General features: G+C 45.0%; 21 protein-coding genes and 1 riboswitch. Of the genes, 15 read left to right on the top strand and 6 right to left on the bottom strand.

Annotated features, from left to right (window positions below):
• Positions 1-35: 35 nt before the first annotated feature.
• On the bottom strand, positions 36-788 hold the full coding sequence (gene hemQ / locus ACN6KS_RS25410; RefSeq protein WP_094873342.1) for a hydrogen peroxide-dependent heme synthase: 753 nt from the start codon (positions 786-788) through the stop codon (positions 36-38).
• Between the two features lie 483 nt (positions 789-1,271).
• On the opposite strand from hemQ, the gene ACN6KS_RS25405 reads away from it, so the two are divergent.
• From ACN6KS_RS25405 to dnaI, 3 genes are all read left to right on the top strand, one after another.
• Entirely contained in the window at positions 1,272-1,568 is a 297-nt protein-coding gene (locus ACN6KS_RS25405; protein ID WP_042130887.1) for a YuiB family protein, read from the top strand.
• Positions 1,569-1,860: 292 nt separating this feature from the next.
• Positions 1,861-3,399, top strand: a complete 1,539-nt coding sequence (locus ACN6KS_RS25400) for a DnaD domain protein (protein WP_440960757.1) — start codon at positions 1,861-1,863, stop codon at positions 3,397-3,399.
• Positions 3,400-3,417: 18 nt separating this feature from the next.
• Positions 3,418-4,374: a primosomal protein DnaI gene (gene dnaI, locus ACN6KS_RS25395; protein WP_094871647.1), complete on the top strand. Its 957-nt coding sequence runs from the start codon at positions 3,418-3,420 to the stop codon at positions 4,372-4,374.
• Between the two features lie 329 nt (positions 4,375-4,703).
• On the opposite strand, the gene ACN6KS_RS25390 is transcribed toward dnaI, so the two are convergent.
• Positions 4,704-4,859 (bottom strand): YqzM family protein, encoded by a 156-nt coding sequence (locus ACN6KS_RS25390; protein WP_094871648.1) that lies wholly within the window; start codon positions 4,857-4,859, stop codon positions 4,704-4,706.
• 356 nt (positions 4,860-5,215) lie between these two features.
• Here ACN6KS_RS25390 and trxA point away from each other — a divergent pair, with 356 nt between their 5' ends.
• Positions 5,216-5,533, top strand: a complete 318-nt coding sequence (trxA, locus tag ACN6KS_RS25385; protein WP_042130884.1) for a thioredoxin — start codon at positions 5,216-5,218, stop codon at positions 5,531-5,533.
• 121 nt (positions 5,534-5,654) lie between these two features.
• Positions 5,655-7,607: an excinuclease ABC subunit UvrC gene (gene uvrC / locus ACN6KS_RS25380; protein ID WP_280787889.1), complete on the top strand. Its 1,953-nt coding sequence runs from the start codon at positions 5,655-5,657 to the stop codon at positions 7,605-7,607.
• A 106-nt stretch (positions 7,608-7,713) separates the two neighbouring features.
• Here uvrC and ACN6KS_RS25375 read toward each other — a convergent pair whose 3' ends face one another.
• A complete protein-coding gene (locus ACN6KS_RS25375) occupies positions 7,714-9,399 on the bottom strand; it encodes a CPBP family intramembrane glutamic endopeptidase (RefSeq protein WP_440960756.1) in 1,686 nt (561 codons plus the stop codon).
• A 314-nt stretch (positions 9,400-9,713) separates the two neighbouring features.
• Positions 9,714-9,895: riboswitch (cyclic di-AMP (ydaO/yuaA leader) on the top strand.
• A 133-nt stretch (positions 9,896-10,028) separates the two neighbouring features.
• Here ACN6KS_RS25375 and ACN6KS_RS25370 point away from each other — a divergent pair.
• Both ACN6KS_RS25370 and ACN6KS_RS25365 read left to right on the top strand, forming a co-directional pair.
• Entirely contained in the window at positions 10,029-11,324 is a 1,296-nt protein-coding gene (locus tag ACN6KS_RS25370) for a TrkH family potassium uptake protein (RefSeq protein ID WP_094871711.1), read from the top strand.
• Positions 11,325-11,337: 13 nt separating this feature from the next.
• Positions 11,338-12,006: a potassium channel family protein gene (locus ACN6KS_RS25365; RefSeq protein WP_094871653.1), complete on the top strand. Its 669-nt coding sequence runs from the start codon at positions 11,338-11,340 to the stop codon at positions 12,004-12,006.
• 71 nt (positions 12,007-12,077) lie between these two features.
• On the opposite strand, the gene ACN6KS_RS25360 is transcribed toward ACN6KS_RS25365, so the two are convergent.
• Positions 12,078-12,980, bottom strand: a complete 903-nt coding sequence (locus ACN6KS_RS25360) for a LysR family transcriptional regulator (RefSeq protein WP_341135676.1) — start codon at positions 12,978-12,980, stop codon at positions 12,078-12,080.
• A gap of 402 nt (positions 12,981-13,382) precedes the next feature.
• Here ACN6KS_RS25360 and ACN6KS_RS25355 point away from each other — a divergent pair, with 402 nt between their 5' ends.
• The 7 genes from ACN6KS_RS25355 (at position 13,383) to ACN6KS_RS25325 (ending at position 20,122) form a co-directional block, all read left to right on the top strand.
• Complete coding sequence (locus tag ACN6KS_RS25355) at positions 13,383-14,048, top strand: succinate dehydrogenase cytochrome b558 subunit (protein ID WP_094871656.1); 666 nt, start codon at positions 13,383-13,385, stop codon at positions 14,046-14,048.
• A 68-nt stretch (positions 14,049-14,116) separates the two neighbouring features.
• On the top strand, positions 14,117-15,859 hold the full coding sequence (gene sdhA / locus ACN6KS_RS25350) for a succinate dehydrogenase flavoprotein subunit (RefSeq protein WP_094871658.1): 1,743 nt from the start codon (positions 14,117-14,119) through the stop codon (positions 15,857-15,859).
• Between the two features lie 75 nt (positions 15,860-15,934).
• Positions 15,935-16,699, top strand: coding sequence for a succinate dehydrogenase iron-sulfur subunit (gene sdhB / locus ACN6KS_RS25345; RefSeq protein ID WP_042130877.1), 765 nt, complete (start codon positions 15,935-15,937; stop codon positions 16,697-16,699).
• Between the two features lie 187 nt (positions 16,700-16,886).
• Complete coding sequence (locus ACN6KS_RS25340; protein WP_440960755.1) at positions 16,887-17,678, top strand: DUF3891 family protein; 792 nt, start codon at positions 16,887-16,889, stop codon at positions 17,676-17,678.
• A 19-nt stretch (positions 17,679-17,697) separates the two neighbouring features.
• Positions 17,698-18,630 carry a metallophosphoesterase gene (locus ACN6KS_RS25335; RefSeq protein WP_094876873.1) on the top strand — a complete coding sequence of 311 codons (933 nt, stop codon included), beginning with the start codon at positions 17,698-17,700 and terminating at the stop codon, positions 18,628-18,630.
• Between the two features lie 34 nt (positions 18,631-18,664).
• The gene (locus ACN6KS_RS25330) at positions 18,665-19,207 is read left to right on the top strand and encodes a GNAT family N-acetyltransferase (protein ID WP_094876874.1); all 543 of its coding nucleotides are present in this window, start codon (positions 18,665-18,667) and stop codon (positions 19,205-19,207) included.
• Positions 19,208-19,381: 174 nt separating this feature from the next.
• Positions 19,382-20,122, top strand: a complete 741-nt coding sequence (locus tag ACN6KS_RS25325; RefSeq protein ID WP_440960754.1) for an NADPH-dependent oxidoreductase — start codon at positions 19,382-19,384, stop codon at positions 20,120-20,122.
• 98 nt (positions 20,123-20,220) lie between these two features.
• On the opposite strand, the gene ACN6KS_RS25320 is transcribed toward ACN6KS_RS25325, so the two are convergent.
• Together ACN6KS_RS25320 and ACN6KS_RS25315 are read right to left on the bottom strand one after the other, a co-directional pair.
• Positions 20,221-21,030, bottom strand: a complete 810-nt coding sequence (locus tag ACN6KS_RS25320; protein ID WP_094871666.1) for a histidinol-phosphatase — start codon at positions 21,028-21,030, stop codon at positions 20,221-20,223.
• Between the two features lie 69 nt (positions 21,031-21,099).
• Positions 21,100-22,002, bottom strand: a complete 903-nt coding sequence (locus ACN6KS_RS25315; RefSeq protein WP_094871667.1) for a LysR family transcriptional regulator — start codon at positions 22,000-22,002, stop codon at positions 21,100-21,102.
• 253 nt (positions 22,003-22,255) lie between these two features.
• Here ACN6KS_RS25315 and ACN6KS_RS25310 point away from each other — a divergent pair, with 253 nt between their 5' ends.
• Positions 22,256-22,711: a chemotaxis protein CheX gene (locus tag ACN6KS_RS25310; protein ID WP_042130872.1), complete on the top strand. Its 456-nt coding sequence runs from the start codon at positions 22,256-22,258 to the stop codon at positions 22,709-22,711.
• Positions 22,712-22,713 lie beyond the last annotated feature (2 nt).

The following is a 22,713-nucleotide window of genomic DNA, read 5'->3' as shown; positions in this document are numbered from 1 at the left end:
GTCTCCATAAAGATCTGGAGACTCACCTTTTTTTGTTACAATTTAAGCATTTCCTCAAAAGAATCCTCAGTCAGCAGGTTGCCGACATAGAAAGGTCCGAATTCGCCGTAGCGGGCACTGACTTCGTCAAAGCGCATTTCGTAGACTAATTTCTTGAATTGCAGCGGATCTTCAGCGAATAGGGTTACGCCCCATTCCCAATCATCCAAACCTACGGAGCCGCTGATAATCTGTTTCACTTTACCAGCATAACCTCGTCCGATTAATCCGTGAGAAGCCATCAGCTCCCGACGTTTATCCATATCAAGCATATACCAGTTATCGGCGAGCTCGCGTTTCTTGTTCATTGGATAGAAGCAAATATGCTTCGCTTGCGGCAAAACAGGTTTTAGACGTGCGATAACATGCGGATTCTGCATAGGATCACTACCATCGCTGCCCCCCGCAAGGTAATTGCTTAATTCAACAATACTTACGTAGGAATAGGCTTTAGTTGTATATTGAGCAAAAGCGATTTTGTTAAAGGCCGTCTCAAGCTTGTTCAGATCTTCCAAGCTTTCGCGCAAGAACATCATTACGAAATCGGCCTTCTGGCCAACGATGGAATATACCGCGGAGCTGCCTTGTTTAGCTTCTTCGACAGGACTCCATTCTTGCATAAAAGCATGTAATTCTTCCAGAGCAACAGCACGTTCTTCGTCATCTGCTGCCGTCCATGCGGTCCAGTTCAGTGAGCGGAAGTCATGCAATGCATACCAGCCTTCCAGTGTCATAGCGGCTTCGTTCATGATCTCACTCCTTAAAAGTTTTACGAAGCATAAGCTTCGTTTGATACAACGTCGCGTAAAACTTGCATCGGAAGCATACGCTTTGTTTTACGAAGCATAAGCTTCGTTTGATACAACGTCGCGTAAAACTTGCATCGGAAGCATACGCTTTGTTTTACGAAGCATAAGCTTCGCTTGATACAACGTCGCGTAAAACTTGCATTGGAAGCATACGCTAAGTTTTACGAAGCATAAGCTCCGCTTGAAATAACATCGCGTAAAACTAGCTACGAAGCTCCTGCATCATAGACTATGTATGATTTATTAATCTATATGCATTGTATCGCAATCAAGTTGCTTAGAGCAAATGATGACATTCCGTTGTAAGAGTATTAGACCTAATTTTGAATAAAGTTCATTGCTTCGTGACATTTTTTCTAGTAAACTTACTACTAGCTCGTATAAGATGTGCGCTTCTTTATAGAAAGGGGTAGTGACGGTAAGATGGGGTTTATTCCAGTGTTTATCCTAACCGTTTTATTCTTTGTGATGATGTTTGGTATTGGATTTATTCTTAACATGTTAATGAAGACAACCTGGTTTCCCGCTTATCTATTCGTACTTATTATTCTACCCGTCGTAGTCTATTCCATTTGGGATAGAAGCGCGATGTCGCTCTGGGAGCATCTTTCCAGTTTCCACTTTGTTGATTACTTAACTGGTGTCGCTGGTCTTGCAGGTGCTATATTGAGTGGATGGACCATTCAAAAACTGCGCTTTGGCGGTTACAAGATGTTTTAAAGATTTAATTGGAAGACCTGCGGCTCTGATGTAAGAGTCGTTTTTTTGAACATATAAGCTTTTAGTTCTACGCTAAGAATCAATTTTGAAATTCAGCGAGAAACGGAACCTTCCTCTTCCAGAGGACAGCGAAGCCGTTTCTTCTTGTTTAATAGAGGCAGATATTCGTAAGAAAAAGCTGATTATATAGCGAAAAGAGTCGGAATTGGTAGTTTATTTACATTTCCGGCGACGTTTTTTATGATAGAATAGAATCCTGTATGAATTCGTGAAAACAAGGGGGTATCCGTAGATGCGCATGAGTAACTTACATCATTTCACCGAACATCATCGGTACTGCGTTTCCCGCGAATTTGGTCTTAGTGTTATAGATGGACGTATGCTTAGCTCTGTGTATCAGCCTATGGTAGGAGCTTTTGCAATCAGTTTCTATCGCTTGCTGGTTGAACATGTGCCAGCAGATAGCATTGGCTATTCTGGAGTGGAGCAGCAGCGCAGATTATTTATGACGCTAGGCGTTGAACCGAATGAGAAAGGCCGCAAATATTTAATAGATCAGGCTTCCCGGTTAGAAGCGGTAGGTCTGCTACAGACCTGTCGAATCTATGTACCGGAAACTGATGATTACTTATATGAATATGAGCTTATGCCGCCGCTATCGCCAGCTGACTTTTTTGCCACTCAGCATTTGACGTTGCTGTTACGCGATAAAATCGGCAAATTTGCTGTGCTGTCCTTACGGGAACAATTCTGGAACCGAGAGCCAGAAGAGTGGAGTCGCAGATCCATAGGCAAAGAGAATATCTCCGTGCCTTTTTATGATATTTTTCAACTTAATACACATGTCATTGATTATGAGCTGGAGCAGGCACTTGCAGAAGTAGCAACTGTGCGTCAGCCTGGCATGCGTGAATCTGGAGAACAAGCGATTGGATATAGTGATATTATTTTGCGTTTTCCGCGGGAGTCTGTAAACCGGGCTCATGTAGAAAAATTGCGTTTTGACCATACTCAAATGGGTGTTATTAACTATGTAGCTCATAAGTACGAACTCAGTCCGCAGGATTTATGTCGTCTGCTGGATGAAGATGGCGTGTTCGCACCGGATGGTGAGGTTATTCTGGATGCACTGCAATATAAAGCGAGCCAGCATTTCAGGCAGGATATGAAACGACAAGAAAAGCGTGAAGTTGCTGCTGCTAAGGTTGTTTCCATCCGTTCCAGTGCCTCTGAAGAGAATGATGATTCTATAGCACCACCGGAGCAATCTGTAGAGATGGAGTATTATGTAGAAGTACCACCACAATTTTTGTCCAAATGTGACATCCACCAATATAATATGATGCTGCGGAACGAACCTTATACGCGGCTGCTTCAAACTTTTTTCCCAGGTGCAGTACCCAGTCATTTGATGGATATGTTCGAGAAAATAGATTTGAACTATAAGCTAAGCGGTGAAGTAATTAATGTACTTATTCATTACTTAATGACTATGGTAGCCTCAGGTGGAGAACAGCGAATGAACCGCAATTTTGTGGAGGCTATCGCTTCCAATATGCTGGTTAAACAGGTGAACACCTACGAAAAGGCTGTAAAATATATCAGGGATCAGTCCAAAGTGAAAGGCAAGGGAGCTACAACTAACACGGCGGCAGGATCTCGATCACGTTCATATGCTAAAAATACAGGTCGATCCGCTAAACCGGAAATTCCGATTGGGCTTGACGATGGAAGTGCAGGAACGGTATCGGAAGAGGAATTCGCGGCGATGATGAAGAAAGCGGCAGAAATTAAAGCCAGCAAGAAAAAAGGCGTCTCCCAAGCGCCGTAATGAAAGAGAGGTGGAACTATGGAGTCTATGGGCGATGTGCTTCGTTCGATCAACAATCCAACTCTACGGCAGCGTCAACGCGATCTTGAACAGGAGTTATTCAATCATCCACTTGTGAAGGCATTACAGTCTGAACATCCTGAGTTAGATGATTCGCGACTGCGGCTTCATATGAGCCGCCTGTATCAATATGTAGAGGAAAGCCGTCACTGTGCGAACTGTCCGGGTCTAGAGAAATGTCCGAATGATTTCCCTGGTCACTTTAGCAAACTTACGGTAGAGAGCGTGAATGGTTCGGCGGACTTATATGAACGCAAGACGGCATGCCGGCTTAAAGTGGCACAAGATAATCAGGATAGCATCCGCAAACGTATCCGTAGCTTTTATGTGGACGAGCGTGTGCTCAATGGCGGTTATGATGAAATAGATATTATGGGCAAGGATCCACGCCGTGTCTCGGCGGTTAATAAAATATTTGATTATATTACGAGCGTGAAAGAGGAAGGTCTGACTTCACGCGGGATTTATGTACATGGAACCTTCGGAACGGGTAAAACGTTTCTGATGTGTTACTTGCTTCATGAGCTTGCTGTTGCCGGCTATACTGGAGTTATCGTATATATGCCGGATTTTATCGAGGATTTAAAATCGATTATGATGGACGGCCAGAAGATGAAGGAAACCGTTGATACGCTGAAAAACTGCGATTTACTTATTTTTGATGACATCGGTGCGGAGAATTTGAATCCATGGGCGCGCGATCATGTGCTTGGTGCGATTCTGAATTATCGGATGAACCGTAAACCAACGTTCTATACCTCGAATTATCCGCTCGACGGTTTGGAGAAACATCTTAGCTTCACAAGTAAGGATGGCGAGGAAATTTATAAAGGTCAACGTCTGATGGATCGTATTGCTCCTTTTGTGGATGTTATTCCACTGCATGGAGAAAATCAGCGGGGGACGATTAGATAAAACTTTAAATATTCATAACCGTAACATTCAAAAGAAAAGCGATTCTCCTTTTATTGGAGGATCGCTTTTCTGCTTGCAGCCTCTGGCTGCCATGGCATACTGACTCTGATGAATAATAAGGGAATATCTCCCTAAAATACAACTGATTCATCAACGAAAACGGATATTCTCCTGATTATTAGGGACAAATTCCCTGATTCCATTCAATTATAGTAATTATCGGCTATTATCAGGGAGATTTCCCCTAATCACCCTTAAAAACAGAAGCCGCCCGATAAGTAGCATTTACTACTTTTGAGACGGCCTCTGTTTATATTGTGATGATTCCCTTACTCCGAAATGAACTTAATGATAACCATGCCGAAAAAGACAACGGTCATAAATGCAGTCATTCCGAAAAATCCGTTCATTAAATCGCCTAGATCATTGCGGGGTTCTTCGTTGATATGTTCTCGTGGGTCCCGTACTTGCGCGTTGACATCCATAGCTTCTGCCTCCTTACAGGGACAATGCCTGTATTGTTAAGATGCAAATTGAGTTGACCATTATGAAATAAGTCATTGACATTTAATGCGCTTTCTTAGAGTATACCGAAAGGCTGGGGAGATTGTAAAGAAAAGAGTAACGTAAATAAAATTAGTTTGAGGGCAATATAATTGTATGTGATATATAACATATCCCTTAAAGATATGTTATACTGGAATTGTGTCGGTAAGTGGTAATTTGGTTATCATATTACATGAACAACTTATTAACTTATATTTTCGGAGTAACTTCCATAAACTAAGCTTTGGTTTAGAATGGAGTAAAGCTTCGTAAAACTTAGAGGAGGAACAATATCATGGCTATCGTGAATGTGTCTGACCAAACCTTCAGTAACGAAGTGGAAGGTCAAGGTACTGTAGTAGTAGACTTCTGGGCTCCTTGGTGTGGTCCTTGTAAGATGATTGCTCCAATCTTGGACGAATTGTCCGCAGAACTGGGAGACAGCGTGAAGATTGCTAAATTGAATGTGGATGAGAATCCGGAAACGGCTTCCCGTTTTGGCGTGATGAGTATCCCAACCCTGATCTTCTTCAAAGACGGTCAACCGGTAGATAAAGTTGTGGGATTGAACTCCAAAGAATCCCTGAAAAATATCGTAGCTAAACATCAATAATTGTTAAATGCTACTGTTCGGGCCTCGGCCCTGCCGCTCAGCGCCTTCGGTTCATTCCGGAGGCGTTTTGTGTGCTGAATGCCAACTAATCATGGGTCCAATTTAGCTGGAGGGGATCATTTTGGACAACATCCGCAATAAACTGGCTCTATTACCCGATCTGCCCGGGTGCTATCTGATGAAGAATGAAGAAGGCACCATTATTTATGTGGGGAAGGCGAAGGTACTTAAGAACCGGGTTCGTTCTTATTTTACAGGCAGTCATAATGGTAAAACGCAGCGGCTTGTCGCTAACATTGCTGATTTCGAATATATTGTTACGTCCAGCAACATGGAAGCGCTCATTCTCGAGTGCAATCTGATTAAGAAGCATATGCCGCGTTATAACGTGCTTCTGAAGGACGATAAGACATTTCCTTATATTAAAATAACGAATGAAACTCACCCTCGGCTTGAAGTCACACGCCGGGTGATTAAAGATAAAGCAAAATATTTCGGCCCTTATCCTAACGGTTATGCTGCACAGCAAACGAAAAAGCTCCTCGATCGTATGTATCCGCTCCGTAAATGTGGCGTAATGCCAAAGGAAGTCTGTCTTTACTATCACATGGGCCAATGCTTGGCGCCGTGCGAGAAGGAAGTGCAGAAATCCGAGTATGAGCAGATTACGCAAGATATCGCTGCTTTTCTGAGCGGAGGTCATGATGCGGTTAAGAAGGATCTACAGCAGAAGATGCAGGAAGCTGCTGAGGAATTATATTTTGAACGGGCAAAGGAACTGCGGGATCAAATTATCCATATTGATGCATTGATGGAGAAACAGAAGATTAACACCACAGATACTAAGGATCGGGACGTATTTGGTTATGCGGTAGACAAGGGATGGATGTGTGTACAGATTCTGTACATGAGACAAGGGAAGATGATTCAGCGCCACTCCTCTGTCTTTCCATTCTATGGGGAAGCCTATAGTGACTTTATGTCTTATGTGACGCAGTATTACAGTGATAATCCTGCTCTGCCGCAGGAGATTCTTCTGCCGGATGTGCTTGATGAGGAAGCAGTGGTTGATAAAGAAGCTAAACCGGCGATTGTCATTGCCGCTCCAGCCGAAGAAGATCTGCAAAAGGGGGAAGATACCCCTGAATCGCCTGAAGAAGTTGAGGCCCGTGAAATGGCCGCTGCTGAAGCATCAGCAGCAGGTGTTGTTGATGCTGCAGGTGGCGCCTCTATTCTCCAGGAGTGGCTCGGCACCAAAGTACTAGTGCCGCAGCGTGGCCTCAAGAAGCAGATGGTCGGTATGGCCTGCCAAAATGCAACAGTCGCAATCGACGAGAAGTTCCGGCTTATTGAACGAGATGAAGTACGTACCTCTGGTGCTGCAATGAGCTTAGGCGAGAGCTTGGGGCTCGAACGCTTAAGCCGGATCGAGGCGTTCGATAACTCGAATATTCAAGGGACTAATCCGGTCTCTGCGATGGTTGTCTTCATTGATGGCAAGCCCGCACGAAAAGAGTATCGTAAATATAAGGTTCGTACGGTAGTGGGTGCGGATGATTATGGAACGATGCGCGAGGTCATCAGGCGTCGGTACGAACGGGTGCTGAAAGAGAACCTGCCGATACCGGATCTTATTGTAGTCGATGGTGGTAAAGGGCAGATATCTTCAGCGATTGATATTCTGGAGAACGAGCTGGGGTTATTCATTCCGGTCTGTGGTCTCGTTAAGGATGATAAGCATAAGACGGCTCAGCTTTTGGTTGGAGATCCGCCGGAACCCGTCGCTTTGGCTCGTGATAGTCAGGAATTTTATCTGTTGCAACGGATTCAGGATGAGGTCCATAGATTCGCCATCACCTTCCACCGTGAACAACGTGGGAAGTCCATGGTTACTTCTAAACTGGATTCCATACCAGGTATAGGCGAGAAGCGGCGCAAGGCGCTGCTTAAGCATTTCGGATCGCTAAAGAAAATTAAAGAAGCCTCCATAGAGGATTTCAAATCACTTTCTATTGGCGAAAAGCTGGCTAGTCAAATTCTTGAGGCACTCAAGGATGAAGAGCCATCATCATAGGCATCAGAAACGCAGGAAAGATGTATACGTAAATATAAAAAGATGTCATAGCAGATTTTCTGCTATGACATCTTTTTTCATGATCGGGTGTCTCACCGTTACTTCTTTAACCTACAGATGTAGGTTCAACCGGCTTAGGTTCTGATTTTTGCGGCGGGTTAAACCGATAGACGATGTAGGCCACTATGAACGGCATGATAATCGCGAAGATACCAGCCCCTACATTCACGCTTTCCTTCATAAAGATCAGCGTAGCGCCCATCAGAATGCTGTCAAACACGACGTGACTGAACATGACGGCAATAAAGCCGTAACGAAGGAAAATATAGCTAAAGAGCAAACCGATCACGGTCAGCTCAATGGGACGGGAACTGATGGGATAGATCGGATACAACGTATGGCCAAACGCCCAAACCAGCGTGGTGATCAGGCTAGCAATGAACGTGCTACGGAATACTTTTTTCAACATAGGGATTCCAAAAAAACGATAAATAGCTTCCTCGGATAAACCTGCGAGCCATGCAACGATGGGCAGCAGCCAAGCATATCTCATGTTGTAAGGAGATTGAGTGGCGTCAGTAGTGGACCAGTTCTGCAAGGTAAATGATAATACGATGAACATAAGGGTCTGCACCCCTAGCAGCACGAATGCCCAGACGTATCCAGCCCGGATACTATCCAGCACATATTTTCCATAGCCAGGCTCTTTAGCGCGAGGCCATGGGTTCATCCCCTCTTCTTTTTTCCATAGGCCGTCCCCTCCAACTAAAGAAAAATATAGCAAGGAGGACATTAGGAGGCTATATAAGGCATAAATGATGAACATAATGACGGAAGTTATCTGAGCCTCGAGTCCTTCGCCGGAGGATTCAGGAAGCATATTATAGGTGCTGATCATCATGATTACAAAATAAGCTGAGCTTAGGAATATTCCGCGCTTAAAGGAAGTATGTTCTCTTCTAAGTATGCTGTAGATGAGTGCCAGAATTCCTAAAGCTAAAGTAGGCAGACCGTAGCCGAATAAAGTAAGCTTTTCTGCGAGAGAGGTCTGATCCTTTACATAGGAGGTATGCCAGGCTGGAGCGGTGAATCCTGCTTTAAAGCTGGATACCTGTTCGCCAGTGAAATTGAAATAATAGTGTAGTAAGGATTCGCCAACCTGAACGGAACGATCTGTATACACAAGCCCATAGTTTCCCGTATTTGATTCAATTTGCAATTTGGCGGGATTCACCCCCCATTCCTGAAGCCAAGGTCGGGCAAGATTTTCTTTTTGGGCTAGAGACAAGTCAGTTCCCTTGTCCTCTTCTTTTGCACTAGTGGATACATTGCTTGGTGACCCTGCAGATGATCCTTCTACTCCTTGTTTGAAGGCGACAATCACGCCAGTATACATATTGAGGTCAACGGTGATTAGCGGCTCTTGTTCCGCTGAAGGACTAAGTGTTACACGGAAAATGTCAAAAGGATATCGTTGATCCAGCTTCTTCTTTGTATAGTCCTCCAAAAGCTTCTCGCGGGACATATAACCATAAAAGGAAGAATCCGTATCATAGAGTACATTCCACTGATCATTTGGTGCTTTGGTGTAGTTTAGCTTTTGTTCTGCAAATGATATCGCTTTGTCGCGGGCTTCCGCCTTGCTGATGACAGTAGTATCTTCCCCCACGGGGCTATTTAGCACTGAGGGAGCAATCTGAAACATAATAAATAGAATAAGACCGATAATGCCCGAGATGATGAGCCTCTTGGAGAGGGCACGTTGCTGTAAGGGCTGGCCGACGGGATTCATGTAACGCCTCCTTGTAAATTGACAATGTTATGTTCCATTATAGTATTAGTGCCATGATAGTTACAAAAATCATCGTACATTCTTTTTATGGGTAATAGAGATATTATAGAATAGGTATCTGAATATATACCATGAATTTAAAGTGATCATTTCTTCATTTTTCATGAAAATCGATGCAATTGCAGGGAAAACACGGAAAAGTGATGAGAAAAGGTACTCCTACTGGTACATCCTCTCCAAACCGCATTTTTCATATGAATCACCATTAATAGTGTCTTTGTGATTTATCGAAATAACATATATAATTTGTATGCAATTGTATATAGCCGAATTTCAGGTGAAAACGGGGGAACCACAGGAAGTAATGAAAAGATGAGTATACACCATAGGCGGTGTCTTTATTCATCAGGGGTGAATTTCGTTCTAGGAGCGAATAGGGCAGCCTGCACAGTCCGAATCCGTCAGCTAACCTCGTAGGCTAATTTACTGCAGGAACCAAGGCTAGCATTGGTTTTCCAGTGCTTTTTTTGTTGGAATTCTTTAAATTTAGATAAGAGGGTGACGTAGTGGCTTCACAGTTTCGCAGGGTTTCTGAATCAAAGTTTCTGAAGCTTTCTCCGCCTCAGATTATGGTGCTTGGTTTTGCATCGATCATTCTGATTGGAGCCTTGCTGCTTATGCTTCCCATTTCGAGTACCAGCGGGAATGCTGTGAGTTTTATTGATGCGTTGTTTACTGCAACATCGGCCACCTGTGTGACAGGACTTGTGGTGCTGGACACCGGGACGACATTCACCATTTTTGGGAAAACCGTAATTATGGTGCTTATCCAGGTTGGTGGCTTAGGGTTTATGACAATGGCGACCTTATTTGCCATGATGATGAAACGCAAAATTTCCTTGCGGGACAGACTGATCCTTCAGGAAGCCATGAACCAAGGCTCTATGGAGGGGATTGTTCGACTGATCCGTAGAGTACTTATTTATTCTTTGGTCATCGAAGGCTGTGCAGCGGTGCTTCTGTCCTTACGCTGGGCGTTTGATATGCCACTGGGAAAGGCCATTTATTTTGGAATATTTCATGCGGTGTCTATGTTTAATAATGCTGGATTTGATATTTTCGGGGATTTCCGGAGTTTAACCGATTATGTATATGACCCGCTTGTGAACATCGTGGTGATGTTTCTGATTGTCTCTGGCGGGATTGGTTTTATTGTCATGTCGGATCTGGTGGAGTTTCGTGTCAAACGTAAATTATCTTTGCATAGCAAAGTTGTACTCTCCACCACGGCAGGGCTTATTCTTATCGGCGCTTTGGTTATTTTTATATTCGAATTTACAAATCAGCGCACTCTGGGTAATCTGAATTTTGGCGGCAAAATATTATCGGCATTCTTTCAGTCTGTATCGCCCCGAACCGCTGGCGCCAACACGGTGGATATTGCCGGACTGCGGCAAGCCTCACAGTTCTTTATGGTTATCCTTATGTTTATTGGTGCATCACCGGGCTCAACGGGTGGCGGGGTCAAGACTACGACCTTTACCATTATGATTGGTGCAGTAATCGCGATGCTGCGCGGGCGTGAAGATGTTGTGCTGTTCCGTTACCGATTGGCGCAGGAGCGTATCTATAAAGCGTTGACGTTAACTTTACTGGCTTTACTATTGGTCCTTTCTGTATCAATGTTACTGTCCACAACAGAGGATAGTAATTTCTTAGCAATATTATTTGAGACGACCTCAGCCTTTGCTACGGTGGGACTAAGTATGGGGCTTACACCTGAACTGTCTGTTATCGGCAAGATTCTGATTTGTCTGACGATGTTTGCGGGTCGCCTAGGTCCATTAACATTAGTGTATGCGCTAGGACCAAAACAGGGTAAACCATTGTATAAGCACCCAGAAGGTAAAATAATTATTGGATAGGAGTTAATCCGAAATGAAAGCACAGCAATTTGTAGTAATCGGCTTAGGCCGCTTCGGTTCAAGTCTTGCACTTGAGCTGATGGAAATGGGCTACGAGGTGCTCGGCATCGATCACCAAGAGGAGCGCGTGGAGGATATGAGCGATCATCTGACGCATGCGGTAGTGGCTGATGCTACAGATGAAGGAATTATGCGCTCGCTTGGCGTACGGAACTTTGACTGTGGGATTGTTGCGATTGGTGACAATATGGAACGAAGCATTCTGGCGGCGATATTGTTAAAAGAGATCGGAGTCAAGCAAGTAGTAGCCAAGGCGATCTCGATCCTTCATGGTCGTGCGTTGTCTAGGCTGGGTGTGGACAGGGTTATTTTTCCAGAGCGGGATATGGGCATTCGTGTAGCCCATCAGCTCGTGACACCCAATTTGCTGGATTATATTGAACTTTCCAAGGATTATAAAATCGTCGAGCTAACCGTTCCGTCTTGCATGAACGGGAAAAGCTTATCAGATTTAAATACAAGAGCAAAATATGGCTGCAGTATTGTTGCCCTGAACCGGGAAAGTGGAATAATAGTGGCTCCAACGGCACATGATCATCTGAGTGAGGGAGACGTTATGGTACTCATTGGTTCTAATGAAAGTATTGATCGATTTGAGGATGAAGTTGTAAACCAGGATTAAATAGATAATTCCTCCGTCCTTTACATAGGACGGAGGGATTTTTTTAATTAAGATTGCACGCAGAGTATGTACTATACCTCTCGTTCCGTCAGAAACATCTCTTCTGTGACCTGCACGAGGCTGCGGGCCGCTGTGCTCAGGCTTCCATCGTCACGGTAAATCAGACAGGTAGTTCGCTGAGTCTGCTCCAGCTCCTTAATATGCAGAGATACCAGCCCACCGCCGTTTAACAGCTGCGGACGCAGATAAGACTTGGGCAGTAAGGCTGCCACATTGACTGTCGGCAGCAGCCGCACGATGGCTTCGAAGGAGTCAATCTCCATACGTACGTCCGGATCAATCCCGCAGCGCTGGAACAGATCGTCTGTTAGACGGCGGTACCAGGTGCCTTTGGAGAAGAGGATCATCGGCAGTCGGGACAGATCATTCATGGTTAGCTTAGAAGCATGATTCAGAGGATGATGCTCAGAGACAACCAGTCGAAGCTGATCCTCAAACAAAGAAATACAGCGCAGTCCAGGCTCTTGAATAGAGGATGCGATCAGACCTATATCTGACTTTCCTTCACTGACAGAGGAGACAATCTCATGCGTTCGGCCGGTGATTAGCTTTAACTCCGAAGTCGGGTATTTCTCCATATATGCGTTAACTAGTGGAGGCAGAGTGGTCTGCAGTGAGGTAAGTGAAGCCCCTAAGGTGACCAGCTTAGGCTCGCCTTCTTTGTATTTAGACAAAGCCTCCAGAAATTTAGAGCGCTGCTGCCGTTGTTCAAGTGCGTAGGAATAAGTAAGACGCCCAACCTCGGTTAACTCCAGGCGCTTGCCATAACGATTAAATAGCGCGACACCCAGCCGTTCTTCCAGCTTGGAGATTTTACGAGATAAGGCAGGTTGGGACAGATTGAGCTGGCGGGAGGCCCGATTCAAGCTGGAGTGCTCCACAACCGCTGCAAAAACATCTAAATCGTCAAACATATTTAGGTTCCTCTCGTAGTGCAATCTATAAACAGTAGTGACGAAATTCATAGCCATGAAGACAATACTTCTTGCTCCATAAGGAAATAAAAGATTTGTCGGAAAATGTTGTCTTTCTAAATGAGAATTATTATCATATAAAATCTATTCTTATGCGTTTATTGTATAACGTTTAATAATTAGATTGCAATTCCCTTATAAGGGAAAAAGGAGTAACATGAAAAGTGACACAAGATATTCACATTTTGTGAAAAAGAAAACAAAGTCCGGGAACCCAAGGATAGCGGTAAAATATAGACGTTCTGTCATTACATAGTCTACGTTATCCTGTGTCAAATGTAGTTCCGGCGGTGAATACACAATAATGAAAACGCTGTTTTAATCGGAAAGGGGTTACTTTGTATGAAAGGATTTTATTCCAGAAAGATTCATTCCTTGCTAGGCGTTATCCCGCTTGGAGCTTTCTTCATTGAGCACATGATGACGAATTTTGCGGCTGTAGAGGGTGGCGCTTCCGGTTTCACTGACAGCGTGATATGGCTGAATAGCCTGCCGCTTGTCTTCTTCCTGGAATTGTTCGGTATATGGCTTCCTCTGCTGTACCATGGCGTATACGGACTGTATATTGCGTATCAATCCAAGCCGAACTTGAACCGTTTCAACATTGAAAGAAACTGGCGTTATACGCTGCAACGCATTACAGGAATTATTACCTTTATCTTTATAGTCTGGCATTTGTTCCAAACCCGGGTTCAGGTGGCAGTCGGTAGTGTGGAGCATGAAGAATTAGGGGGTCTGATGCATGATATCGTGACTCAACCACTGATGTTGACACTGTACATTATCGGTATCGTTGCAGCATGCTTTCACTTCTCCAATGGTATATGGTCTTTCTTGATCAGCTGGGGAATCACGGTAGGACCTCGTTCACAGCGGGTATCCTCTTACCTTTGTCTCGGTATATTTGTTCTTGTAACGTTTATGTTCCTCATTTCGCTAGTCACTTTCCGTGATGCTGAATTTCAAAGTGCAGCTTCCATAGCTCAGTCCATAAAGACTTTCATCTAAGTAATTGCCCTCTCAGGACTACATTCCAGAATCCTTTCTGATATTTTCGATAAAGGGAGTGAACTATCATGGCAACAGCAAATATCATTATTGTGGGCGGCGGTCTGGCCGGCCTGATGGCTACCATCAAGGCAGCGGAGTCCGGTGCACATGTTCATTTATTCTCATTAGTTCCTGTAAAAAGATCACACTCCGTTTGTGCGCAAGGCGGCATCAACGGTGCAGTAAATACGAAAGGGGAGGGCGACTCCCCTTGGGAGCATTTCGACGATACCGTTTATGGCGGTGACTTCCTGGCGAATCAGCCACCAGTCAAGGCGATGTGTGAAGCAGCACCGGGTATCATTCACCTTATGGACCGGATGGGTGTAATGTTTAACCGTACACCTGAAGGGTTACTCGACTTCCGTCGTTTCGGCGGAACGAAACGTCACCGCACTGCATTTGCTGGCGCAACGACAGGCCAACAGCTTTTGTATGCACTGGATGAGCAAGTGCGCCGCTGGGAGTCTGAAGGTCTTGTAACGAAACGTGAGAACTGGGAATTTCTCTCGGCCATCATCGACGACGAAGGTGTATGCCGCGGCATAAGTGCCCAGAATCTCAAGACGATGGAGATTGAGACTTTTCCCGCAGACGCAGTTATTTTAGCTAGCGGCGGTCCGGGTATTATTTTTGGTAAAACAACGAACTCCGTAATTAATACGGGCACAGCCGCAAGTGCGGTGTACCAACAGGGCGTACATTATGCCAACGGAGAATTTATACAGATTCACCCAACGGCTATTCCAGGAGATGACAAGCTCCGCTTAATGTCGGAATCAGCACGTGGTGAAGGCGGCCGTATCTGGACTTATAAGGATGGAAAGCCGTGGTATTTCCTTGAAGAGAAATATCCGGCCTATGGTAACTTGGTGCCGCGCGATATTGCTACACGTGAGATTTTTAATGTGTGTGTGGATCAAGGGCTGGGTATTAATGGTGAGAACATGGTGTATTTGGACCTCTCTCACAAGGACCCGAAAGAACTGGACGTAAAGCTTGGCGGGATTATTGAAATTTACGAAAAATTCATGGGAGATGATCCCCGTAAAATACCGATGAAAATCTTCCCGGCTGTGCACTATTCTATGGGCGGTATGTGGGTTGATTACAACCAAATGACAAACATTCCTGGTCTGTTTGCGGCAGGCGAATGTGAATATCAATATCATGGAGCGAATCGCTTAGGCGCTAACTCTCTGGTATCTGCCATTTACGGTGGTATGGTTGCTGGACCAAAGGCTGTTGAATACATTAAAGGTTTGAAGAAATCATCACAAGATATCTCTTCTTCCGTATATGACAGCTTCCACAAAAAGCAGACGGACAAATATGAATCTCTGTTAGCGATGTCAGGTACAGAGAACGCTTATGTGATTCATAAGGAACTGGGCGAATGGATGACCGCCAATATGACGGTTGTACGGCACAATCCGAAGCTGGAAGCGACCATTGGCAAAATCAAAGAGCTTAAAGCACGCTATCGCAATATCAATATGAACGATACGTCACGCTGGAATAACCAAGGAGTGGCATTCACCCGTCAGCTGTGGAACATGCTGGAGCTGTCCGAAGCGATGACACTGGGAGCGCTTATGCGCAATGAGAGCCGCGGCGCTCATTACAAGCCGGAATTCCCGGATCGTAATGATGAGGAATTCTTGAAGACCACGAAAGCTGCCTGGACTGCAGACGGTCCGCAAATCTCTTACGACGAAGTCGATGTCTCACTGATCCCTCCGCGGGTCCGTGATTATTCGAAGGATTAATCTTTCCCAGCAGTGAAACAGCTTGCGAGGCAAGCTTAATGAAATAAAATTAGGCAATTTGAGGAGGGAACCATTATGGCGGAAACTGCTACAGCTCCCAAAAACGTAAAGTTTATCATCACCCGCCAGGACGATCCACAAAGCTCATCTTATGTTGAGGAATTTGAGCTTCCTTATCGTCCGGGTATGAATGTAATCAGTGCTTTGATGGAAATTCAGCGTAATCCTGTGAATGCCAAAGGTGACAGCACCGTTCCGGTATGCTGGGATTCCAACTGTCTAGAAGAAGTATGCGGAGCTTGCTCGATGGTGATCAACGGCAAACCCCGCCAAGCCTGCGCAGCGCTAATAGACAATCTGGAGCAACCTGTACGCATTGAGCCAATGAAGACATTTCCGGTGGTGCGTGACTTAGTGATTGACCGGACTCGGATGTTTAATGCACTGAAACGAGTAAAGGCATGGATTCCAATCGATGGTACGTATGACCTTGGGCCGGGACCACGGATGCCGGAGAAGAAACGGCAGTGGGCTTATGAATTATCTAAGTGTATGACTTGCGGCGTATGCTTGGAGGCTTGTCCGAATGTCAACGAGAAGACGGATTTCATCGGACCCGCAGCCATCTCTCAAGTACGCCTGTTCAATGCTCATCCTACGGGCGAAATGAATGCTGATGAAAGATTGGACGCATTGATGGAAGATGGCGGTATTGACGGCTGTGGTAACTCACAGAACTGTGTACGCGCTTGTCCAAAAGGGATTCCTCTGACTACCTCCATTGCAGAAATTAATAAGCAGACGACAAAACATATGTTCAAACGCTGGTTAGGTGTGTAATAAGTAGTACCGCCAGATCTTTAATATCGAGCTATCCTCAATGGTGGATTTTTATTCGCTGAGGATAGCTTTTTTGTTTATAATTGGTAGGGAATAGGAAATTGTCTAGATCAGAAGAATGAATAGCATATGCTATAATATCCATTGTTAACGTACGTTAGGTGTGGAACAACAGGGAGGAATAATCGTGATTTGTCGGGAGCATGATGGAGCAATTGTAATGGTTAAACAGCATGATCACGGGAAGTTAGCTGGAGAGCTTGCCATTTGGTTCAAGGAAGAGCATGTGCCAGAAGAAGGACGCCGGGATGAGGTGCTTTGGGCGGTAGCTGAACATGACCGGGGCTGGATTGATCTGGATGAGACGCCCTTTTGGAACGATGCGGAGAGCGCGCCTTACACCTTTATTGATTTTCCTGTGGTACCGAAGCTGACCTTTTATAAGCGAGGACTTGATGAGATCGAAGAGCGAACACCCTATGGAGCGCTTCTGTGCAGCTTGCATTTTGAACGACTCATTAAGATTTCGGGACTGGATAATCCAGAACTGAAATTGTATCAAGCGCATGAAGAGGAACGTAGATCCCGTATTCACCGAGAACTGGAAGTATCTAAACCGATTGGTGAGGATGAGCTGTATTATGATGCCCGTCTTTTGGAATTCTGCGATGATTTATCTTTATATTTGGCTTTAAATGAGCCGGGTAGCCCGAAATCTGAGGAGCATCCATGGTGGCGTGAAGGATTCTCTGGCAGTGAAGATTTCAGTTTTACGTCAGGTCGTACGATAACCGTGGAGTGGAAAGATAAGTCAACGTTAGTGCTGGATCCTTTTCCCTTTAAGAAGACGGTGGAAGTAGCCTTTATGATGAAACGAGTCCCAAAAACAGAAATTGCTAAGAGAGGCATCGCATCCGCATACAGTGATACGCCAGAGGAAGAATGTAGAATTGTACTAACGGCTCTAAACGAAAGCTGAAGGGAAGGAGAAACTCCGTATGAAGATACAATCGTCTGGGGCTTCTCCCAATAAGAAAAATAAAGACACTCACTCTAGCACCTCTGAACGTCGATCTAAGGGCAAGACAACGATGACCCGCCGGCAATTCCTTGTTCGAGGTGCGGCTACTGTAATCGGCGCAGGCTTGCTCACAAGTGGTTACGCTTGGCAAGGGGAGCCCAACTGGATTCAGGTTACTAAGCTGAAATTGTCCTTCAAAGATATTCCCTCTGCTTTTTCAGGCATGAAGGTTGTCCATTTCAGTGATACTCACCTTGGGTTTAATAAGGATGCCCGTGATCTGGCTCGACTTGCAGAGCGTATCGCTAAGGAGGAACCTGATCTTATATGTTTTACAGGTGACATCGTGGACAGCAACCCTGAGGATCTTGTAGATGCCATACCTGTATTGGCAGAGCTGAGTGCTTCTCTAGGAAAATATGCGGTGCTAGGCAACCATGATTTCAAGAATACGAAGCGGATTATCGAGTTGTTTACATCAGCTGGATTCCGGGTGCTAAGGAATGATTCTTATCTTCTAAAAAGAGGCGGAGCAGTTATGGCTGTGACCGGGCTGGATGATCTGCTGCATGGTGAGCCTGACCCTGTGAAGGCACTCAGGGGTGTGCCTGCAGGAACCTTTACCGTTCTGATGATGCATGAACCGGATTATGCTGATATAGCACAGGCTCATTCATTTCACCTGCAGCTATCCGGGCACAGCCATGGGGGACAGATTCGCCTGCCGTTTGTAGGTGCTCCATTCACCCCTTATGGGTCTCAAAAGTACATAAATGGATTGTATTATACAGATACCAAGCGCATGCCAGTGTATGTGAATAGAGGTTTCGGCGAAACAGTCATGCCTTTTCGGTTTCTATGTAGGCCTGAATTAACGGTGCTGACATTGCATCATTCAACGGATGAATAGGCTGATATTTTAGCTGCATGGAGGAGGAGAGAGTATGAGTACCTATGAGGCAGTATCTTTCCAGACGCAACAAGGTATGGCGGTTGATCTTAGGAGGATTCCGCCCGAGGATGCTTGTCATTTACAGCAACTGCTCTCCCGTCCAGAAGTGCAGGCTCATATTCAAATACGCACCGGAGCTGGATCAGAACTTGCTCAGGTGGAGAAGCTGGTGAATCGGATGTTATTCGCATTCGATCCTTGCGCGTTACATGCGGGTATCTATTTGAAGGAGCAGCAGAAGTTGATCGGTATTGTTGCTTTGCAGCATTGGAACCGCCGTGAGGGAAAGGCCACTTTAGGATATATGCTAGACCCGGTGTACTGGGGAGGGGGATTGGCAACAGAGGCGGTTGGCTTATTTTTAAATTACAGTGTTCATACGCTTGGGATAACACGGATCGAAGGGCGCTGCCGAGGAGATAATATTAGATCCGAACGTGTGATGCTTAAGAACGGCATGATGCTGGAACGGGTGATGCCCAGAGTAGGCTCCTTGGACGATGTAATGAAAGTATTCACATTGTTACACAAATGAAATAATGCCGTTATGAAACTCTAACAGTGTCCGGTTAAACTAAGTACATGACCCCCTTTTAAAAATATACTGCTTTGGGACCCGATGATTCGGGTCCATTTTTTTTGTCAGGACCTAATCCGATCGTTTATGATTAACAAACAGTCGAATGAATTTAGAAGGAGGCGTAACATCTTGAATGATGTAATACAGACGTTAATGAGTCACCGTTCTTTCCGGCAGTATTCTGATCTACAAGTGGAGCCGGATAAGCTAAAGATAATGATCGAATCCGCCCAAGCAGCGCCCTCATGGGTTCATGGACAGCAGGTCTCCATTATAGCTATCAAAGATCCTGCGCGTAAACAGCAGCTTTCGGTCTTGTGCGGCAATCAGAAGCATGTAGCAGCAGCCCCTGTCTTTCTGGTGTTCTGCATGGACTTCTATAGAGCGAAATTAGCAAGTAAAGTGGAAGGCAAGTCTTTTGAAGCCGTAAAAGATGTAGATGCTCTGCTCGTTGGAGCTACAGATGTCGGTATCTCAGTGGCTAACGCGATTGCAGCGGCAGAATCCATGGGACTCGGGATCATCCCTATTGGGGGTGTCCGGCGCAATACAGCAGACGTTATTGATCTGTTGAAGCTACCGGAGTACGTATTCCCTATCGTCGGGCTCTGTGTCGGATATCCGGCCGAAGAGGTCGCACAGAAGCCGCGGCTGCCGCTGGATGCGGTGTTTCATGAGGAACAATATAATCCGGATGTGGAAGGTCTCCTGGAGGCGTATAATCAAAGCCACCGTGAATATATGCAGCAGCAGGGATTAACGGTGAGGGATTGGACGAGCACAATTGCTCATTTTTACGATATCAACCCGGAATATGGGGATGCGAAGCGTACTCTGAAGCAGCAAGGGTTTACCTGCGATAACCTATAAATAAACGACAATGCACCAAGCGGAGATTGGTTTAACGGAGGGTAACCCCACCCCTAAACCAATAACGCTTGGTGCATTTGTTCAAATACAAGAAATCTTTACAGTGAAACTTTAATTTTCTCGCGCTGCTTGTAATAAACCCAATGCGTAAAACCTATCGCTTTAAGCTGCTCGGCTACCGCATCTCGGTCTTCTGCGACACGGGATGGCTTATGCGCATCCGATCCGAAAGTAACCTCAACGCCAAAATGATGTGCGCGCTCCAGTATATCTTCTGATGGATACCAACCGCCAACCAGCTTGGTTCCGCCTGAGGTATTAATTTCGATCGCCACGCCACATTCACTAATGACTTGCAGACAGTCATCAATTGGCTTTGGAGCAGGAATTTCTGAAAAAGCAGGATAATTTCCCTTCATCGCATCAATGTGTCCGAGAATTTGGAACATGCCACTGCGGGCGGAATCAGCAATCAATCGGTAATAATCAGACTTCACACGAATCTGTTCATTCTTGCTAAGCCCTTTCCAGCGACCCTTGTTAAAGATACTGACGCCACCAACACTATGTACCGATCCAATCACATAATCAAAAGGGTAGGCGGATAATGTTTTGCGGTAAAGCTCGGCATGCTCAGGGAAGTAGTCTGATTCAATACCCAGCAGAACGTCGATTACACCTTCGTATTCTTTTTTGAGGGAGAGCACTTCCTGAACATAATTTGAGAATTCGGACTTACCCATAGCAATTAGAGGAAAAGCTTGCTCGGAAGGGCTTCCAAAATAAGGGGTGTGGTCAGAAATGCCTATTACCCCTAACCCTGCTGAAATTCCGGCTTCGATATAATCTCTAATCGTTCCATCGGCATGGCCACAGCGAAAATGATGTGTATGCAGGTCAAATTTCATCAAGATCAACTCCTTTAAACAAGGTTATGCAATTAGCTCAGAAGTATCGATTCCACTTTTGGGTGTTTTTTATTCAGACCCAATAAATTGTGTCTCCGGCATACCTTTGAGATCACTAAGAAACTGTCTCATAGCTGAGTTCACGTATTTTCCAGACTTTGTTATGACACCTACAGGATGCGTGACCTCCAATTCAATAATAGGCACAATTTTGAGGGAACCGGCTCGCACCTCAGCGGTTACTGACTGCTTGGAAATAATGGCTGCACCTAAATCGAGCTCTACCATCCGTTTCACTTCCTCGCTGCTGGTCAGTTCCATTATTACCTGTGGCTCTATGCCATGCTTGGAGAATACTTCATCGGCAAATTTACGGCCCACTGTATCCGGTGAGAGCAGAATTAGCGGGGTTTTGCTTAGGGCTTCAATACCTGCAGTCTTAACTTGAGCCAGGGGGTGTCTGGGTGAGACCACCAACTCGAATGTATCATAATAAAGAATGGAAGTAGTCATACTCGGACTACGTCCGATCAAATAGCCAATGCCGACATCGACAATGCCATTCTCGACATGTTGATAAATTTGAGACGAGGACATAGAGGAAATAGATGTTTTGATATGAGGGAACTGGTCTTTAAAATAGGATAAAATACGCGGTAAAATTTGAATGGCGATAGAGGTAGTAGTGCCGAGAATAATATGTCCTTGGGGATTATCTTCAAGATCCGCAAGTCTCTGTTTAAGCTCCTCGACAATCGACACAATTTGTTCCGCATGCTCCAGAAATACAGTCCCTCGATCGGTTAACGTAACAGGCTGGTTCCGGTCAACCAGCTGTGTTTTGAACTCTTCTTCAAGGCTCTTGATTTGTGCTGAAACCGCCGGTTGGGTCAAGTTAAGCAGTTCTCCGGCCTTGCGAAAGCTCATCGTTTTGGAGATCGTTATTAATGTCTCCAGCTGGCTGATGTTCATGGAATACCTCCTTTGGACAAGCTAATATGAAAGTGATAGGGTGAAATATTACGTTCCATGTTGGCATTTGATTTAAATTATAGGAGATAATACCCGACAGAGCAATGTTGCAACATAAACAAACTTGGGTTCGAATTCGACATGTACATTAATTTTTGCTGAATTGTGCCGATATATAAAGTATAATAAATCCATATTACTTGGGACTTTTGGTATATGACTAAAGCACGATAGAGGAGGAGACTGGACTTTCATGAAAGCAGAAGTAATTAATCCTTTTTTAGAATCTGCACGGACTGTTATAGAACAAGTGATTCAGGTCTCGCCTTCCACTGGGAATTTAGGCATCAAAGAAATTGAACTGATCGATAATCATATATGGATTCAAGTGGGAATGACAGGCCAACTGAGCGGAAATATTATATTTGGTATCGCAGAGCAGGTAGCCTTGCGAATGGTATCGATTATGATGGGCGGCTATGTGATTACGGAGATGGATGAGATGGGTCAGAGTGCAATTTCAGAGCTAGGCAATATGATCAGTGGAAATGCTAGTACGATTTTATATAATCAGGGGGTTTCAGTGGATATAAGTCCTCCCCAAATTATGAAGCTTGAGAGTATGTCTTTTTTGCCTCGCAGAGCACTTAGTATTCCATTGTTGATGGATGGGGTTGGAGAGATGGATATTCAGGTGATGATCTCTTAGGC

The organism is Paenibacillus nitricinens (genome assembly GCF_052056485.1).
Lineage (GTDB): Bacteria > Bacillota > Bacilli > Paenibacillales > Paenibacillaceae > Paenibacillus_AQ > Paenibacillus_AQ nitricinens.
The sequence above is the reverse complement of the archived record's forward strand: the minus strand, read 5'-3'. Positions and strand labels throughout refer to the sequence as shown.

What these genes read in the sequence shown, in the direction of transcription:
- ACN6KS_RS25320 (WP_094871666.1), bottom strand. Translation starts at nt 21,030, where the DNA reads ATGAAATTTGACCTGCATACACATCATTTTCGCTGTGGCCATGCCGAT.
- ACN6KS_RS25335 (WP_094876873.1), top strand. Translation starts at nt 17,698, where the DNA reads ATGAAGATACAATCGTCTGGGGCTTCTCCCAATAAGAAAAATAAAGAC.
- ACN6KS_RS25390 (WP_094871648.1), bottom strand. Translation starts at nt 4,859, where the DNA reads ATGGATGTCAACGCGCAAGTACGGGACCCACGAGAACATATCAACGAA.
- ACN6KS_RS25310 (WP_042130872.1), top strand. Translation starts at nt 22,256, where the DNA reads ATGAAAGCAGAAGTAATTAATCCTTTTTTAGAATCTGCACGGACTGTT.
- ACN6KS_RS25405 (WP_042130887.1), top strand. Translation starts at nt 1,272, where the DNA reads ATGGGGTTTATTCCAGTGTTTATCCTAACCGTTTTATTCTTTGTGATG.
- ACN6KS_RS25355 (WP_094871656.1), top strand. Translation starts at nt 13,383, where the DNA reads ATGAAAGGATTTTATTCCAGAAAGATTCATTCCTTGCTAGGCGTTATC.
- ACN6KS_RS25330 (WP_094876874.1), top strand. Translation starts at nt 18,665, where the DNA reads ATGAGTACCTATGAGGCAGTATCTTTCCAGACGCAACAAGGTATGGCG.
- ACN6KS_RS25315 (WP_094871667.1), bottom strand. Translation starts at nt 22,002, where the DNA reads ATGAACATCAGCCAGCTGGAGACATTAATAACGATCTCCAAAACGATG.
- dnaI (WP_094871647.1), top strand. Translation starts at nt 3,418, where the DNA reads ATGGAGTCTATGGGCGATGTGCTTCGTTCGATCAACAATCCAACTCTA.
- ACN6KS_RS25375 (WP_440960756.1), bottom strand. Translation starts at nt 9,399, where the DNA reads ATGAATCCCGTCGGCCAGCCCTTACAGCAACGTGCCCTCTCCAAGAGG.
- trxA (WP_042130884.1), top strand. Translation starts at nt 5,216, where the DNA reads ATGGCTATCGTGAATGTGTCTGACCAAACCTTCAGTAACGAAGTGGAA.
- ACN6KS_RS25400 (WP_440960757.1), top strand. Translation starts at nt 1,861, where the DNA reads ATGCGCATGAGTAACTTACATCATTTCACCGAACATCATCGGTACTGC.
- sdhB (WP_042130877.1), top strand. Translation starts at nt 15,935, where the DNA reads ATGGCGGAAACTGCTACAGCTCCCAAAAACGTAAAGTTTATCATCACC.
- ACN6KS_RS25360 (WP_341135676.1), bottom strand. Translation starts at nt 12,980, where the DNA reads ATGTTTGACGATTTAGATGTTTTTGCAGCGGTTGTGGAGCACTCCAGC.
- hemQ (WP_094873342.1), bottom strand. Translation starts at nt 788, where the DNA reads ATGAACGAAGCCGCTATGACACTGGAAGGCTGGTATGCATTGCATGAC.
- ACN6KS_RS25370 (WP_094871711.1), top strand. Translation starts at nt 10,029, where the DNA reads ATGGTGCTTGGTTTTGCATCGATCATTCTGATTGGAGCCTTGCTGCTT.
- sdhA (WP_094871658.1), top strand. Translation starts at nt 14,117, where the DNA reads ATGGCAACAGCAAATATCATTATTGTGGGCGGCGGTCTGGCCGGCCTG.
- ACN6KS_RS25365 (WP_094871653.1), top strand. Translation starts at nt 11,338, where the DNA reads ATGAAAGCACAGCAATTTGTAGTAATCGGCTTAGGCCGCTTCGGTTCA.